At 41.1% G+C, this 14,444-nt stretch carries 10 protein-coding genes and 1 pseudogene; 4 read left to right on the top strand and 7 right to left on the bottom strand.

The window, feature by feature from the left end:
- Nucleotides 1–97: 97 nt before the first annotated feature.
- Both A4S05_RS20195 and A4S05_RS20190 read right to left on the bottom strand, forming a co-directional pair.
- Nucleotides 98–739, bottom strand: coding sequence for a DUF4340 domain-containing protein (locus tag A4S05_RS20195; RefSeq protein ID WP_069071624.1), 642 nt, complete (start codon nucleotides 737–739; stop codon nucleotides 98–100).
- A 98-nt stretch (nucleotides 740–837) separates the two neighbouring features.
- Entirely contained in the window at nucleotides 838–2,514 is a 1,677-nt protein-coding gene (locus A4S05_RS20190) for a GldG family protein (RefSeq protein WP_069071588.1), read from the bottom strand.
- A 153-nt stretch (nucleotides 2,515–2,667) separates the two neighbouring features.
- Between A4S05_RS20190 and A4S05_RS39115 the strand changes: the two are divergent.
- Nucleotides 2,668–3,042 (top strand): annotated as a pseudogene (locus tag A4S05_RS39115) (four helix bundle protein).
- A 42-nt stretch (nucleotides 3,043–3,084) separates the two neighbouring features.
- Here A4S05_RS39115 and A4S05_RS20185 read toward each other — a convergent pair.
- Both A4S05_RS20185 and A4S05_RS20180 read right to left on the bottom strand, forming a co-directional pair.
- On the bottom strand, nucleotides 3,085–3,897 hold the full coding sequence (locus A4S05_RS20185; protein ID WP_069071587.1) for an ABC transporter permease: 813 nt from the start codon (nucleotides 3,895–3,897) through the stop codon (nucleotides 3,085–3,087).
- The gene (locus A4S05_RS20180; protein WP_069071586.1) at nucleotides 3,898–4,899 is read right to left on the bottom strand and encodes an ABC transporter ATP-binding protein; all 1,002 of its coding nucleotides are present in this window, start codon (nucleotides 4,897–4,899) and stop codon (nucleotides 3,898–3,900) included. It lies immediately after the preceding gene.
- A gap of 845 nt (nucleotides 4,900–5,744) precedes the next feature.
- Between A4S05_RS20180 and A4S05_RS20175 the strand changes: the two genes are divergently transcribed.
- Nucleotides 5,745–6,617, top strand: coding sequence for a DUF4397 domain-containing protein (locus A4S05_RS20175; protein ID WP_069071585.1), 873 nt, complete (start codon nucleotides 5,745–5,747; stop codon nucleotides 6,615–6,617).
- A gap of 834 nt (nucleotides 6,618–7,451) precedes the next feature.
- Here the strand turns inward: A4S05_RS20175 and A4S05_RS20170 are convergent.
- The 3 genes from A4S05_RS20170 to A4S05_RS20160 form a co-directional block, all read right to left on the bottom strand.
- The gene (locus A4S05_RS20170) at nucleotides 7,452–9,188 is read right to left on the bottom strand and encodes a diflavin flavoprotein (protein WP_069071623.1); all 1,737 of its coding nucleotides are present in this window, start codon (nucleotides 9,186–9,188) and stop codon (nucleotides 7,452–7,454) included.
- A 298-nt stretch (nucleotides 9,189–9,486) separates the two neighbouring features.
- On the bottom strand, nucleotides 9,487–9,999 hold the full coding sequence (locus tag A4S05_RS20165; RefSeq protein ID WP_069071584.1) for a phosphate-starvation-inducible PsiE family protein: 513 nt from the start codon (nucleotides 9,997–9,999) through the stop codon (nucleotides 9,487–9,489).
- 110 nt (nucleotides 10,000–10,109) lie between these two features.
- Entirely contained in the window at nucleotides 10,110–11,840 is a 1,731-nt protein-coding gene (locus A4S05_RS20160; RefSeq protein ID WP_069071583.1) for a diflavin flavoprotein, read from the bottom strand.
- 210 nt (nucleotides 11,841–12,050) lie between these two features.
- Between A4S05_RS20160 and A4S05_RS20155 the strand changes: the two genes are divergently transcribed.
- Both A4S05_RS20155 and A4S05_RS20150 read left to right on the top strand, forming a co-directional pair.
- Entirely contained in the window at nucleotides 12,051–12,983 is a 933-nt protein-coding gene (locus A4S05_RS20155) for a 1-aminocyclopropane-1-carboxylate deaminase/D-cysteine desulfhydrase (RefSeq protein ID WP_069071582.1), read from the top strand.
- A 197-nt stretch (nucleotides 12,984–13,180) separates the two neighbouring features.
- Entirely contained in the window at nucleotides 13,181–14,338 is a 1,158-nt protein-coding gene (locus A4S05_RS20150) for a hypothetical protein (RefSeq protein ID WP_069071581.1), read from the top strand.
- Nucleotides 14,339–14,444 lie beyond the last annotated feature (106 nt).

Genomic DNA, 14,444 nt, shown 5'->3' with positions numbered 1-14,444 from the left:
TTGACGTTAAAAAGACGGCTATAAACCTCCAATTCTATTCGCCTTGGCTCTAAGTTGACTGGGCGTTACCGAAACATACCACAGAAAGCGTAATTGCTCATTTACCATTGGTCGGAGTTGGTAAAGGGGTGCTGAGTCCAGGTAGTTTCTGACTATTATCTACAGGTTGCTTCCACTCTGATAATTCCCGATTCACGGCATTTGCAAAATCTGTAGATACCAATAGTACATTTATATTTCCATCGGGTTTTGTAGCTGGGTCAGTGTGAGCATATAAGAAACGACCGTTAAAGTTAGATTTTCCTAAAATTAATTGATGGCTTTGTCGGTTTTTCAGGGTGATATTGATAGTTGCTTGGGGTTGATCTAAGGCAAATTGTCCAAGCTCTTTTGCTGGAGTTGATAAAGTGCGTAGTTTACCGCCGTAGGCATCGCTATTACCTTTGACCAGCAAATCCATTAAATAAGAAACAATAGCGTCATTTGCTGGTTCCGATATCGGAGATTTGATTAACCACTTGGGGTTACTTGATTCAGGGCTACGTTCCAGATTCAAGGTGAGTTTTTTTGTCTTGACCGTTAAGGACTGTACATCATCTTCTGCAAAAGAGAAAATTTTCTGCTTTTGCTCCTTTGCTTCTTCTCGCACAGTTGCGCCCCGAATTTCATAGAAGTAGACAAAACCACCTAAACCTAGCGCTAGCAGTATCAAAATTAAAGTCGTTCGCGGCAATTTCATTTTTTGGTCATTTGTCATTGGTCATTGGTCATTTGTCATTTGTTATTGGTGAGGAGTTAATATTTATAACTCCTAACTCCTAACTCCTAACTCACTTTTTACCGTCGTTTCCACCAGAGAGTAACTGCGATCGCAAACCCAATTAAGGGTAAAACCAATAAAGACGACACTATTAAAAGATTGCCTTGGGTAGTAGTCAGGGTTATTCGACGGTTTTTCGGTTCTTTGGGGCGAATGGAAAGGGGTTGCTGATCCTGTTGACTCAGCCAAGTAACTGAGTTGAGAAATACATCTCCATTTAGTTGCTGTTGAAACAAGCCATCAGTGGCGAAGTTAGAATTTCCTAAAACCACTAACCGTGACTCGGTAGCTGTTTGAGATGAGGGTGTGGGGGAAGGAGCAGGAGCAGGGGGAGTAGGGGAGGCAGGGGGAGTGGGGGGAGTTTGAGCTTGGGTGGTTGGTGATGGTAGGGGTGAAGGTGTTGGTGAAGTTTGGGGAGTGGTAGCAGATTTAGCTGCTTGTTTTCTTGTTAAGGCAACACCCAAGGTAAGAGGCCCTTGGAGGTCTTTATCTGCATTAAACTCCAATTTTTCGCTTTGGAGGTCGCTTTCTGCCCAACTGCTGGGATAGGGTTTGGTTCGCAGCAGAGGAGTAGCCTCAACACCGGGTACAGAGGTAATTTCTAGTGGTCGTGCAACTGGATAAAAAGAATTACCGTTACCGAAATCTTTGGTAATTGGATGTTGTCCGTATTCTGTAACTAAGGGGGTGGCAGGGCCAAGTCCTATGACGCTTTCACCTGAAACATCGACTGCTAAACGATTATCTAAACGAACACCCCACTCTTGTAGCAAGCTGTTAAGTTTGGGATCGGTATTAGGATCAATCATCAACAGTAAGTTTCCGCCACGATTCAGATATTCTTGTAAGGCTTTGACTTCGCCCTCAAACAGCCCTCGCTTAGGGCCAGCTACTATGACGACAGAGGCATCTTGAGGAACTTTGGAGGTTTCTGCTAGATTCAGCGGAGATGTTGTAAAGTTTTTGTCGCCTAATCCCTGAACTGCTTGTGATATTGCATCTTTACCAGCCGAAAGTTGGCGTTCGCCATGACCTTGGAGTAAGTAAACTTTGGCTGTGGTTGAACTTGTTAGTTGTTGTAGGCGACTAGTTAATCTGATTTCTGACAGACGCTCATTTTGATTAACTGTTTGCACTAATTGCCGTTTATCGCCAGATTCTAAATAAACTTCCCCATAATCTTTGACGCCAAACTTTTCTGCAAGTCCTGGTCTTGTTTGGGGGTCAATATACTCATATTTAAATTTTGAGCTTTGTCGTTGATAATTTTCTAGCAATTCTTGGTCTTGGGGATTCTGGTTAATATCAAACACCCACACTTTAACCGGCTCTGGTAATGCACTTACTAATTCCCGTGACTGGGGCGCAAGGGTAAATAATTGAGCTTCTGTTAAGTCTGCCCGCAAGTGGTAGCGAGTTCCCAAAAAGTTAATCAATCCCAATATTGCCAATACTGCTAAAGTTGCCACTAGGGCATTAGTTCCAGCTTGGGTAGAACGACGCTTCCACCAGTTATTCTGGTAGCTTTGCCATATTATCCCCAACCCACTAATCACAATTCCCGTAATTAAAAATATTAATGGAATTAGTCCCCACTGTTCAGAGACTAATCCAACTGTTAAGCCGACAGTAATTAGGAATGGGCCTAACCAAAATAAATATTTCCACAGTTTATTTTTTGCAACTATTTTCATATTATTTGTCATTTGTCATTTGTCATTGGTCGTTGGTCGTTGGTCATTGCTTGTTGGTCATTGGTCATTTCTCTAAAAATGGTGACAAGTAAAAATATATGGATGAGAATTGAGTGACTAAAAATAAGTAAAGTAAGCAAGATAACTGAATAAATGGCAACAAAGCGTTTCCAATAATTACAGGTTTATCAATTATCAGAACAATTAGCTGATGACATTTGGAAAATTGTTGAAGGATGGAATTTTTTTGCAAAAGATACGATTGGTAAACAGATTGTACGTTCGGCAGATAGTATCGGTGCGAATATAGCAGAAGGTGTAGGAAGAGGTAGTTTTCAAGAAAATAGACGTTTCATAAAAATAGCAAGAGGCTCTCTCAATGAAACTCAACATTGGTTAAGACGAGCTTACACTCGTAACCTTTTAACTACCGAACAGATAAATGCAATCAAAACAATCATTAACGAACTAGCACCAAAATTAAACTCCTACCTAAACTCAATTGGCAATGTACCAGATAACAAATGACAAATGACAAATGACCAATGACCAATGACCAATGACAAATGACTATTGCCTTTGAAAGCGCAGTGCATCAATTGATTGAGCGGTGAGAAAGATGCCCAAAAAAATATAACTGCCGAATAAAATGAAGGTGCTGGTATCAAAAATGCCTTGGATTAATGTGTTGTAATGTTTCAGCAAAGATAGATAACCTAAAGCTTCGCCGATGGGGCCAGGGACAATTTTGCCGATTAAATCAATCAATAACAATAATAAAATTACTGCAAAGGTAAGAACGGCAGACAGAATTGTGCTGTCTGTTAATGAGGAAATAAACATTCCTACAGATAAAATTGCTGCTGCTAGCAAGATTAATCCAAAATGGCCCAGTAAGGGAATTGAAGGCGCCATTGGTGGATTTGAGGCACTAATAGCGATCGCTTCAAACACTAGCATGGGTAAAACCATCGTGGTAAAAAATGTTAGCACGCCTAATAATTTACCTACCGCTACCGCCCAATTGGTGATTGGTGAGGTGGCTAACAGTTCTAAAGTACCCCGCTTTCGTTCTTCGGCATAGAGTCCCATTGACAGTATTGGCAGGATAAACAACAATAGCCACCCCATACGATCTAAAAATGCTCGGACAAATTCGTAAGGGACATCTATCGGCGGTACTGGTACTCCCAGTTGTTGCCCTTGTGCATCTATTGCCGCAACTCCTAGCAAAATGCCGTCTGGCCCTAGCAAAATCATCACGAAGAATAACCCCGCGAGAAACCAAAATATGCCTGCGATCGCATAAGCTAATGGCGATACAAAATAACTCTGCAACTCCCGGCGATAAATGGCAATGATATTACTCAGTACTACACCCATTTACGCTGCCTCTCCTTCTTTATCTGCTGCTAAGTCTACCTCAGTCTCGAAATTCTTTTCTTCTGTGGTCAGTTGCAAGAATACGTCTTCTAAGGTAGCGTTTACTCGCCGCAGTTCATGTAAACCAAATCCTGCACGCACTAATGTTGTGACAATATCCTTTCCTGGTTCTTTTCCCGGTTGCGATATTACCCGCAGGTAAGCGCGATTTGCCTGGGGTTGATGACCGGCTGTCGGAATTGATTCTATCAGACTCACACCCGCGACTTTTTGCAATACCTGTTTCGCTAGGGCTGCTTCTCCTTCTATTTCCAATTCATACCCAGAACCACCTGTCAACTGGGTCATCAGATTTTCTGGTGTATTAGTTGCTACGACTTTACCGCGATTGATGATGGCGACACGGCTACAAGTCATACTCACTTCTGGCAGAATGTGGGTGGAAAGAATAATTGTGTGAGTCCCAGCAAGGCTTTTAATTAAATTCCGCACCTCAATTATTTGTCGAGGATCGAGTCCAACGGTGGGTTCATCGAGAATGATTGCTGGTGGATCGTGGACGATCGCTTGAGCAATTCCGACTCTTTGGCGGTATCCTTTTGAGAGTTTGCGGATAATTACCTTTCGCTTATCTTCTAGGTTGCAGCGTTCGATGGCGGCTGTTACTTTGTTGGGGCGATCGCCTACTGATACTCCCTTAATTCGGGCGACAAAATGCAAAAATCCCTCTACCGTCATATCTGGATACAACGGCGGTGTTTCGGGTAAATAACCAATCCGTTGGCGTACAGCCAGAGAATTTTCATGGACATCATAACCAGCAATCCGAGCATTTCCATTTGTTGCCGGTAAATAACCAGCGAGAATCCGCATGGTTGTGGTTTTTCCAGCGCCATTGGGGCCCAACAACCCTAAAATCTCCCCAGGCTCGACGCTAAAAGTGACATCAGTAATCGCTGGGGTAGAGCCGTATATTTTACTCAGATGTTCAACTTCAATCATCCGTATAGTGGCGATCGCAATTTATAGAATACCCAACAATCTTAGATCACGATATTGGGTATGGGGGACTGGCACTAAGATTAGCCGACAACGGGTAAAGTTCCTGAAAATCTAACTACCGAGCAAGCTTCTTTACAAGGGTTGGGGAAAAATTAAAGCCTTTCTCCTTGTAAGGCTTTGTTAAAGTGAAACCGTCACACTCACCGACATCGCGCCCAGAACTGAAGTTCAGGGCTGATAGCTGAAGTCTACTTAAGTGGACTGAATTGATCATTTAGTCCACTTGAGTGGACTTTAGCTATGAGACTCAGAATTCATAGAGAATTGTGATTGCGATGTCGGGTGAGGTTGTGTACACGCCGGATGGGGAGGCGGTGGAATTGCAGGAGATGATGCGGCGGTTTGGGGTGCAGAAGTAAATACTGCTCACTATGTCAACTACCTACATATATAACTACACATATAAATTCGTTATCAAGCAACTAATATATTATTAAATGGTTAAATGACAGCTATTAACCGCTTAACTGTCCTTGCATTCTCCTAAAAATCGTGAAATATTAGAACTATGAAGTGCGCTATCAACAAACTTCAAGCAGCCTCCACCAAAGCATTTGTCACGTTGGACACTTGAAGCCAGCCACTATATGTGCTGCTGCAATAATATTCTGCCCAAGTCTAATGTCTTGAGGCGAACGTTATTGTGCGCCCGTTGTCTTTTACGTTGACAAAACCTGCATCTATATCCCCATACATAAAAAATCTTTGTGATGATTATCGCATCATTTTTTATGCAAAACAAAGCTTGATCATTTGTTATTTTTGTTTCACGATAGGAGGAAGATATGTTTCTAACAAGACGATTATTCTTAGGTGCTTTGACATTATCTTTAATTAGTTTGACTAGTTATCCATACAAAGGTTTAGCCTATTCTCAACTATCTACAGAGCCTTCACAAAAATTGCCCACTGGAAGCCTAAGTCTACTAGATTCTCTTCTAAACCCTTATAGATGCCCTGCCAAATTAAGAGTTATTAACGCTGCGGTTCCTACTGCATCACCAGTTGATGTGATTGTCAACGGTCAAAAAGTTTTGGAGAATGTAGATTTTCGTCAAGCTAGTAAATATGTAAATGTAACACCAGGAAATATTAATGTACGTTTTGTGCAATCTGGTACTTCCAGTACAATTGCTTCTAGAACCTTTACAGGAGCGCCTAATAGTGCTTATACAGTAGCGATCACAGGAACACTACAAGGTCCCTCAGGTCAACCATTATTTAATCAATCACCCTTTGTGATTCCAGAGGATTTAACACAGCCTAATCCAGGTAAATTTAAAGGACGTTGGTATCGCTTTTCGGAAACTAGCGCTGTTATAGATTTCCGTATTAGCAAATCCTCTAGCCCAAATGTGGATGAAACTCGTATCACAGACCTAACACCCAAAACTGCTATTCCTTACCCAGAACTTACGGCTGGTACATATAACTTCAATCCAGTTCTACCTGACCAATTTGACCCATTGATCAATAATGCCTTCAACCCACCAATCACAGTAGAAGTTGCGAATCAACAAGTCCCGCCCGGAGTCATTTTTGATGTAATTGCTACAGGTAATGGCTTAGGCCAAGCACCTAACTCACTGCTACTCACAACTGCCTCAACACAAACAGCGCCTCCTAATGCCAATGGGTGTTATCAGATTGTGCAGTAAGCAATATCAACTTAGTGAGGCATTTTTAGCCATAGGAATCAATCTTATTTAATTTTTGAAAAAACTGTATAACTATTGAAGCGGAAGCGGCTGATTCAATCAGACCCGCTTTAGTAGTTATTAATGTGACTGCCAAGCAACTGACCACATCGCCGTTGCAGTTACTCTAATTACTGCTTGTTTGGGGTTGAGTGCTAACAAAATATCAGCAGATACTGGAATCACAAAATTAACTGATATTCTTCAAATCAATCTTAGAGGTAAATCTTCCAGAGTTAGATGAACTATTTTTGTATTTTACAGAATCTAAAGCAACTAGTGATCTTATAGTTGATATTTTAGAGGATTTTTGAAAGTCACAAAGTTGGCGATAAGTTAGTCACTCAAACTTATGCTAATGGGGTGTGTTTAACTAAAGAAGCTATGCAAGAAATTGAAAATAAAATTTCACGTTTGACTAATTTGGGTCAAGAGAATTTACCAAACGTAGGCAAGTGGTTTGTTGATATTTGTTACGGAGCAACGTAATTGTTAGAAGTTAAATAACAGTTTTTCGTGCAATAGCCATTCTCCTCACTGCGCTCTTTTATTGTTGAGTGCAGACATTTATATTGCATATATTTTGTTAGGAGAGAGCAGTTGCTGTCGGCAACTGCTCTCTCTCCTTTCAGAATGATTATCATTTTTATTAACTGTATATTTTATTCTCTGGAAGTCCCTCACGAAAAACTTCCTAACCCCCAACTCGTCGCGGGAAGGGGGAAAATTCAAAATCTCTCTCCTTTTAGGAGAGAGATTTTGAGAGAGGTTTTTCAAATACCGTAAAAAGTCAGATTAATAATAGCTGCCAGATTTCCGATACTCTAAAGCAGTGACACCATCGTTTTCCAAAACTTCACCGTGATTGATGACGGCATAAATTAACCATCGATCGCCACATTCAAGCTGATTTTGCACTGTACATTCTAAATAGGCTAATGCCTCATTCAGAATCAAACAACCATTTAGAGCCGTTTTTGTGGCAAGATTTGCAAAGGGATTATCGCCTAAAGTGCTATGACGAGAAAAATAGCGTCGGACATTTCTTCCTTCTTTGAGGATATTTAGCACAAATTTATCACCAGGATGATGCATTAAATCTGCATTTTGCTCGTTAGCGATCGCAATCATAATTCCTGGCGGGTTAAAAGTTGCCTGGGATACCCAAGAAGTTAAAACGCCTTTGTGGGCTTCTTCATCACGAGTTGTCACAACACACAGAGAACCAATGATCCGCCCCACCGCTTGTTCGGTACGATCTACATGGGTTTCTGTGACAATCTGGCGGGAAGTCCGCAGTTTTTTAGTTTTCTTCAAGTTTTGGGCAAAAAAAGCACCTGCTTCTTGACACTGTTGGAGAATCTCAGGAGTCGGACTGAAACGCACCCGAATCGTTTCAAACCCTAGTTGATAATTTGCATCTTTGAGCTTGCTTTCTAGTAAATCAATTGCCTCGCCACTCCAACCGTAAGAACCAAACACCCCTGCTAACTTAGTTTTAGCCGCCACAGAGAGAACTATTCCTAAAGCAGTTTGAATTTGAGTTGGTGCATGGCCGCCTAAAGTAGGTGAGCCGATAATCAAGCCATCGCAGGTTTCGACAATGCGGTTAATCTCCGCAGAATCGGCTAGTTCACAGTTGATTGATTCTACATTAACTCCATTTTGGACTAAACCTTGAGCGATCGCATTCGCCAAAATTGCTGTATTTCCATAAGCAGAAGCATAAAGCAAAGCGACACTTAATTCTTGAGATTTTTGTCCTTGACACCATTGGCGGTAATCATAGGTAAAACGACTCAGGCTGTAACGAACAACCGGGCCGTGTGCTGGAGCATAACATCTGGCTCCCAAAAGCGATATTTTATCTAAGGCTACTTCGACTTGTTTAGCTTGGGGTGCATGGAGACATTCAAAATAGTAACGACGTTCCGCATCTAATCCCTTCCAATCTTCATCAAACAAAGTATCTTCGCAAATATGAGCGCCAAAAAGTTTGTCTGTGTAGAGAATTTTTGTAGCGGCATCGTAGGTACAAAGTCCATCCGCCCACCGGGGAGTCGGTACAGAGATAAATGATAGAAGATGTCCTTGTCCTAAATTTAGAGTATCCTGCGATCGCATCGCTTGAATAGGTGATTCAAATTCGGGAAAAGCGGTTTTGAGAGCATTGGCGGCGGGGCGAGAACAAATGAGAGTGGCTTGAGGAACCAGAGAGAGCAATACTCGCAAGGTTGCTCTGCGGTTCGGGTTGACATGACTGAGAACAATGTAATCGAGGGAGATGAAATCTAGATGTTGTGCAAGTTGCTCAAGGTAAATTTCGGTAAAAGATTCGCCGGGAGGGTCAATTAAAGCCTTTTTATCAGCTTGAATCAGATAAGAATTTGCTGTAGTCCCTCGTTGGCGGGAATATTCCACCTCAAATTTTAATCTGTCCCAAGTCCGCGATCGCAGAATCAGAGTATTTTTACCAATTTCAGCAACTTGTACATCTCTAGGATGGCTGGTAGTTAAAGTATTTGCAGACATAATAACCTCTGTTAATAATTGGGAATTGGGCATTGGGAATTGGGAATGGGGCATTGGGAATTGGGAATTGACAATTGGGCATTGGTTATTATCCTTGTCTCCCTCATCTCCCAATACGGTTCGGTTAAAGGGGAAAGGGAAAAGGGGAAAGGTTTTGAATACATCCTTTACCCTTTACCCCTTACCCTTTCCCCAGACCACAAGGAAAATGAAAAATGCTTATCCGAACCGTATTGCCTCATCTCCCTAACTACTCTCCACTCCCCACTCCCCACTCCCCACTCCCCACTCCCTATTTTTAATGACCATTGGTTTGTGTTAATTCAGACTTAACTCGGCTTCTATAGCGTTTAGATACTTGTTGTTCGGGATCGATACCTTCAAAAGTAGGGGGTAGCCAAACTCGGAGTAACAGTAGTATTCCCAGCACTAATAAAAAGGCACAAGTTGCTAAAACTTGACTCCAACTTGTTTCTAAAACACCTTTAACAATGACTTCTCGCAAAGCGGAAACGATGGAAACTTCAACAGCTACCCCAATAGATACTCGATGTTCCTGTAGGTAAATAATCAGCAGTCGGAATAACTCAACTAAGATAAGCAAAAAGAGAATATCGGCAGTAACAGCATGAAAATCTAGAGGTGGAAGCAAGGAGAGAAACATATCTCTCACCTGAAGCACCATGAAGCTAAATAAACCGATACACAAACAAATCACAATCACATCTTGGATAAATTCCAAGGTTCGCACAACGCGCCCACGATTGATTTCATACATACTAATCGGGGTATTTTCAACAGATTTATACATAGTTTTTTGGGAGTTGTATAGACGTGATTCATCGCGTCTGTTGGGGAACAGGGGAGCCTAATGATAAATGACAAATGACAAATGACCAATGACAAATGACCAATGACAAATTAGTAATGATTGCCAATTTTCCGGTGATGGACGGCGGTAAGTGCATCTAGCTTGGCAACTCTTCCAGTTTGAACAGTGCTATAAATTACCCAATGATCGCCACAATCCATGCGACTAGTAATTTCACATTCCATGTAAGCCAAAGCTTCAGCTAAAACAGGCGATTCATTTTTAGCTGGATATGTTTTTACTCCAGCAAATCTATCTGCACCAGGAGCAAAACGTTTGAGAAAATGTTTCATTAATCCTTGATATTTGCCTTCTTCTAAAACATTTAAAACAAAGCGATCGCCAACGTGCATCAAGGATTCAATTGCCCGATCTTTGGATACTGCGATCGCCACTCCCAAAGGCTCAAGACTCGCTTGTGTCACCCAAGAAGCCAGCATTGCACTCTGAATTTCTCCTTTTTTGGCGGTGATGATGTATAATCCTGTGCTAATCCGCCCTAAAGCTTTCTCTAACTCGGTATTGATAGATTTTATCTGTTTTATGGTGCGATCGCGGTTCAACCATTGACCCATATCTGTCCCCGCTTCATCACAAAGCTGTTCCGTTGCTTGGGTAGGAATTTCCTTAACTAAAATAGGTGGAAAAGCTTCAGTTAATCCCAGTTCTTGAAACTTATTACGTAAAGGATAAACAGGTTCATCTTCTCCACCTCCTGACTCTAATAAACCAATTGCCTGCTTCTTGTGAACAGCAGCTAAAATCGTACTTAAAGCCGCTTGAGCTATCACCAGAGATTGGGGTGGCATTGCAATTACTAAACCAGAAGATTGTGCAACTAATTCTCGAACTTCTTGAGGCTCGGAACTATTAAGAGGAACTAATTCTACTGCCACACCTGTTTTCACACATCCATGAGCTATGGTACGGGCTAAATGCTCACTATACCCGTAATCTTCAACATAAAATAGAGCCACTAATGTCTCTGTTTTTGCTTGTTCTAAACTCCAATTTTGATAGCGCCCCAGCCATTCAGAGATATAGTGTTGTAATAAAGGGCCATGTCCCGTGGCAACTGTTTCTATTTTTAAGTTTTCAATCCGCTTTAAAGCTGTCAAGACAGACCGAGCATTAGGCCCCATCAGGCAATCATAATAATATTGAAAGTCTTCCTCAAGTAAGGTGATATTTTCATCATAAGTGTGGTCATCACAGTAATGCATCCCAAACACATCACAGGTGTAGAGAGTGCTAGTTTTGTGGTCATAAGTCAAGATTGTGTCAGGCCAGTGTAAGTTAGGTGCAGATATAAATTCTAATTCGTGTCCATTGCCTAAATCTAATCGTTCTCCACTTTTGACCTGCATTGATTTAAACGGCTGATGAACCATATTTTCTAGAAATTGAATAGCTACCTTTGCACCAACAACAGTAATTGAGGGAGCTAATTGTAAAATATCTTTCACTAACCCACTATGGTCTGGTTCCGTGTGGCTAATAATCAAATAGTCTATCTTAGCCGGATCAATTAATCCCGCCACTACCTCAAGATATAATTCCTCAAACTTCCGGTGAGATGTGTCAACTAAGGCAACTTTTTCTCCCTGAATTAAGAAAGAATTATAGGTTGTACCATTCTGTAAACCAAACTCGACATCAAAACGTTCTCTATCCCAGTCGAGACAACGAATAGCAGTTGTTTGAGGAGCAATTTCAACAGTTTGAATCGTCAAACGTCCTGGGTTGGGAGTAGCTTGAGTAAGCTCTATGAGTGCAACCATTTGTTTTCTCCAAAAATATTTTTGTCTGAAGAGAGCGTTATGTTTCTTATATTTACTTGAAATACTCAATTAGTAAAATGCCAATTTCTAAAGCTAATCATCAGAAAGTTTTATTCGTCATTTACCATTGAATTGCTCAATGTTTATCATTACTTTTATCTTCAATAATGAATGTGAGAAGATATAAATACTAAGTTAAAATGTTTATGGATGTCGTTAATATTTTTTCCTCCTCCCATACAACAAATCAACAGCGAAATTGCTCTCCAGGCTGGTGTTGATCTGTATGTGCTGCGCTTGGATCTCATGCACCGGTGGGTTAACGGCAATAAGTGGTTCAAGCTGAAATACAATCTTTTAGAAGCCAGAGAGAAAAATTTCACAACGCTGTTAACCTTTGGCGGTGCTTATTCCAATCACATCTATGCAACTGCGGCGGCTGGTAATCTTTTTGGTTTTCGCACCATCGGCGTAATTCGTGGGGAGGAGAGGCTACCATTAAACCCAACGCTGAGTTTTGCTGTACAGCAGGGTATGGAGCTTGTGTACCTGAACCGCGAGATGTATCGACAGCGCAACACACCAGCATTACAGGAATATCTGCAACAACGTTTCGGCGAGGTGTTTATCATTCCCGAAGGCGGGAGTAATTTAAATGGTGTGCGCGGCTGCACAGAGATAATTATTGGTGATGCGATTGCATTTAATCATATATGCGTTGCTTGCGGTACGGCTACCACACTGGCGGGGATTGCGCTTTCGTTGGATCAAACGCAAAGAGCGATCGCATTTCCCGTATTGAAAAATGGGGCATTTCTTGCACAAGAAATCGAAACTTTATTGACAAATTACCTCACCTCTGGTTTACCTGCACCATATACTTCTCCCGCTTCCTGGGAATTGGTATGTGATTACCATTTTGGCGGCTATGCAAAAGTGAACGATGAGTTACTACTATTCAGCCGGCAGTTTACACAGGAACATGGCGTACCTCTCGATTACGTATATACTGCCAAAATGTTTTACGGAGTGATGGATTTACTAAAGCAGGGATTTTTTTGTAAAGGCGACTCATTGTTGCTAGTACACACAGGCGGCTTACAGGGCAACGCCGGGATGGAGGAAAGGTTGCAGAGATTGTAGAGCAAAAAGTCAGGCGATTAGCCTACTCAAACCTATGAACAAAGTTCACAACACTTTGTTAGTATATATTTTTACTGCAATATAGCTTCTATGTATTATCCAATTCCTATATTGCAAAGACCTTGAAGGTCTATATGCTGTAGCATAATAGCTACCAATATTGGTTCATCTTAATCATCTGTATCTAGATAAGATTTATGACTGTAGACCTATTATCGAAAGCAATCACAGCAATTGCTAGTATGGCAGCTACTCCTATAAAAAACAAGTTCGAGCGTAAAGAGGCTGTAATTAAATTATTAAAGAAACTGAATCTTAAGTATGAGTATCCACCTGCTGATTTTTCTGGTGTATATGTCTATACTCTTGTGCAGTACGGGGTTGGAAAACCACATGAAATTCTAGAATTATTTCGGCAGGAAGAAATTAAGCAGGCTTTCCGTGAAGCATTTGAACAGAATGACCCTTTAATATTCATCAAAAAAGGTCAAGATTTTATAGATGGGTATGCCTTGGGTGATGAAATCAAAAAACTTGGTATTGACCCGTTTCCAGAATATGCTGCTTTTGCTATGGCTTTTCTTGAGGTTGCCAACAGCACACGCAAACCATCAGAAGTTTTAAGAGATCGAAAGCTTGACGCTATAAATCAAAATTTATCAGTTCTTCAAGAGCAGTTATCTAAGCTAAAAGAACCAAATGAAATTCTACTTGAGTTAGCTATACAGTCACAAACTTATCAAAAACTTCAACCAGCAGATGAGTCAAAGAATGAAAAGATTGGGATATTTATATTAGCACAGCAAATGAGGGGGTGGTTTGAAACTATAGGATACAAGTTTGATAGCTATAAAGTAGAAGAAGAGAAATTTTTTGAGTGGATCATTAATATTCCAGCACGGCGAGGATATGACCGCATCTTTGTACGTGGTGTTGAGCGTGAAGGAGGGCTAAGTGATGTTCAATCTTTACGAAAAGCTGTAGATGAGCATAAGACAAAAGAAGCTTGGCTAGTCGCTGCTCGCAGAATTAGCCCAGCAGCTCGCAATGAAGTGAAAAAGGAAGAAAATCAAGATATCTTCTGCTATACCTTTGACGAACTACTAGATGAACAGGCTGACTTTAGCAAATACTTAGACTGGCTAGAAGCTGAGGTTAAGCGTAAGGGTATTGACAGAATGTATGTTCCTCTTGCTTGTATTAAAGAAGAATATGATCCTGTTACTCAAGAAAAATTGGGGGTTAGTCAATACAACGAGGATGATGGTTGGATTGAAGGCTACATTGATCATTGGCTAAATGATCGGGCGAAAGAGCATATGGCGTTTACCAGTCTAATAAAGTACACTAATTAAGATAAATTCAGTGCATCTACTCAAGGGTAAAAATGAAACCATATTCCCTCGACTTTCGCCAAAAAATATTGGATACATACTTGTCAGGTGGAATATCACAACGTCA

Origin of the sequence: Nostoc sp. KVJ20, from assembly GCF_001712795.1 — a bacterium.
In the GTDB taxonomy this organism is placed as follows: Bacteria; Cyanobacteriota; Cyanobacteriia; order Cyanobacteriales; family Nostocaceae; genus Nostoc.
The sequence above is the reverse complement of the archived record's forward strand: the minus strand, read 5'-3'. Positions and strand labels throughout refer to the sequence as shown.